Origin of the sequence: Aeromonas sp. LsrichE-8G (assembly GCF_022869435.1) — a bacterium.
Classification (GTDB): Bacteria; Pseudomonadota; Gammaproteobacteria; order Enterobacterales; family Aeromonadaceae; genus Aeromonas; species Aeromonas caviae.
Map to the genome: position 1 here is coordinate 1 of NZ_JALIHH010000127.1, position 2002 is coordinate 2002.

General features: G+C 60.2%; 3 protein-coding genes. 2 read left to right on the forward strand and 1 reads right to left on the reverse strand.

The features are described from left to right. The first annotated feature begins 587 nt into the window (after positions 1–587). Entirely contained in the window at positions 588–764 is a 177-nt protein-coding gene (locus MUW49_RS17055; RefSeq protein WP_010672653.1) for a hypothetical protein, read from the forward strand. A gap of 101 nt (positions 765–865) precedes the next feature. Here MUW49_RS17055 and MUW49_RS17060 read toward each other — a convergent pair whose 3' ends face one another. Further along, complete coding sequence (locus tag MUW49_RS17060) at positions 866–1387, reverse strand: GNAT family N-acetyltransferase (RefSeq protein ID WP_049637292.1); 522 nt, start codon at positions 1385–1387, stop codon at positions 866–868. Between the two features lie 140 nt (positions 1388–1527). Here MUW49_RS17060 and MUW49_RS17065 point away from each other — a divergent pair, with 140 nt between their 5' ends. Next, positions 1528–1791, forward strand: coding sequence for a hypothetical protein (locus MUW49_RS17065; RefSeq protein ID WP_039040440.1), 264 nt, complete (start codon positions 1528–1530; stop codon positions 1789–1791). Positions 1792–2002 lie beyond the last annotated feature (211 nt).

Here is a 2002-nt window from a genome sequence, read left to right on the forward strand (position 1 = left end):
GGACTCAAACTTTCCGGGAGGACAGGCGTGAATGAAGTCGAGAGCTTGGTCGATACGCATAAAAAAATCCGAAACCCAACAAGGAGTTTCGGATTCTTACACAGCCTGAGGATCGGTCAATGGATCCTTAACTGATCGGCATTACTCCCAAGGGAGCCCTTTTGTCATCCCCGTGGCAGAGAAAAACAGGGAATGACTGGGTGAACGCACAATTAGTGTTTGCTTTTTACACATTTCGAGGAGAGAATGCGCGCCGGCTAGTTAATCAGCCCTGATTATGTTCGCAATGCTTCACCTCACGATGAATCCTGCCAGTACCCGCATAACCTTCTTCTGATTTACTCGCCTTGAGAACCGTTCAGGCTGTCTGCCTGCGTTGCCCGGCTCTCACGGTGCAGACCCGATCTGCCCACTCCCAAGTAGCATCATGCATCCGCGTGGTCCTTGGCGCCTTCCTTGAAAGTGCAGACGCCCCTGAACCGGGCTGGGTATTCCTGCGCGCTCGTCCGCCATCGTGCTGACCGCGCCCATTGACCTGACATTTGCCAATACAAGGAGCAAACACTTAATTTATATAGAGAAATACCATGATGAAACACGTACAGATCCGCAAACCCCTGCGTCGCAGCAAACCCATCAACCTGCCCGTGCAAGAGCACGACGACGATGCGTTCCTGATCCAGTTCAGCACCCGCTTCAGCGGCGGCTTCGCCATCTCCTGTGATGGCATCGCAGGCGAGTTCTCCATCGAAGAGCTCAACTGACCTTGCCTGCCCAGGCAGCGCCCGATGCAGACAGGCCGCAACTCACGGCGGCCTCCTTGCCTGACGTCATAGTCTGCATGGCCCCGCTCCCCGAGCGGTGGCTAGACCCCGCAAGTCTCCTTGTCCGGCGCCTCCAGCAGCAGGCACTCCTCCTCGCCGGCTCCCAGCCTGACCCGTTTGCCCTGACTCAGCCCCAGCTTGGCGAGTAGCCGGACCGAGCGCTCATTGCCCGGAGTGACGATGGCGACCACCCGCTCGATGCCGAGCCGTTCGCGGCCATCTGCCATGGCCGCCCGCGCGGCTTCGATGGCATAGCCCTGGCCGCGCCAGGCGGGCAGGAAGGCATAGCCGATGTCTTCACAGGGCAGGGTATCGCGCTTGATGAGCCCGCAGATGCCGAGCCTGGCCCCGTCTTCCCGCCGCACCACCAGATAGAGTCCGTGACCGTGGCGGGCATAACTGACCGCAGGCCCCTGCTGGATGTAGTTTTCGGCATCCGCCAGGGTACGCACCCCGCGATCGCCGATGTAGCGGTGAAAATCACCATCGTTGAGCAGTTCGAGAATGAAGGGGGCATCGACAACGGTCAGTTCGCGCAGTTCCAGGCGCTCGGAGAGGATCATGACATGGGCTCGTTCGGCAGAGAGAGTGTCCAAGACTGCTCCCGCCCCGCTTCCTTGGCAAGACCCGGACGATATTTTCGCCCCCGGGAGCCGCGTCCCCGCTATACTGCCCACCCCATGGAACAGGCAGGAGAACGGCCATGACCGATACCCCCGAATTTTTTGATGAAGAGACACTGCTGGAGATGGTGGAGAACCAGCTCGCCGACGGCCATCCCCTCCAGGTGAAAGCCACCCTGATGCGCCTGGTGATGAAGGGCACCCCGCGGGAAGAGGCGCTGCAATACATCGCCTGCGCCCTGGGCGCCGAACTCATGGCCATGGAGGCCGAACAGGGCCCCTTCAACCTCGTCCGTTACGGCGAGTTCCTCGACAGCCTGCCCGAGATGCCCTGGGCCGAATGACCCGGGCCGATTAGGCAAGCCCCGGCGCCAGCCATTATCATTACTGCCACCACCAATGACGGGAGTTTGACATCCTCCCCCACCTTAGCGCTTCGCGTCACAGGAGGGGGATTCCCATTACTGGGTGATAGCTGCTCGCGCAGTACCGGGTTCCTGCTTCATCGGGCGGCCTGATTGCACCACGCCTCCACAGGCTAAAACGGCGTGTCCC

Excerpts from the sequence above, each read along its gene's own strand:
- MUW49_RS17055 (WP_010672653.1), top strand. The coding sequence starts at position 588 with ATGATGAAACACGTACAGATCCGCAAACCCCTGCGTCGCAGCAAACCC.
- MUW49_RS17060 (WP_049637292.1), bottom strand. The coding sequence starts at position 1,387 with ATGATCCTCTCCGAGCGCCTGGAACTGCGCGAACTGACCGTTGTCGAT.
- MUW49_RS17065 (WP_039040440.1), top strand. The coding sequence starts at position 1,528 with ATGACCGATACCCCCGAATTTTTTGATGAAGAGACACTGCTGGAGATG.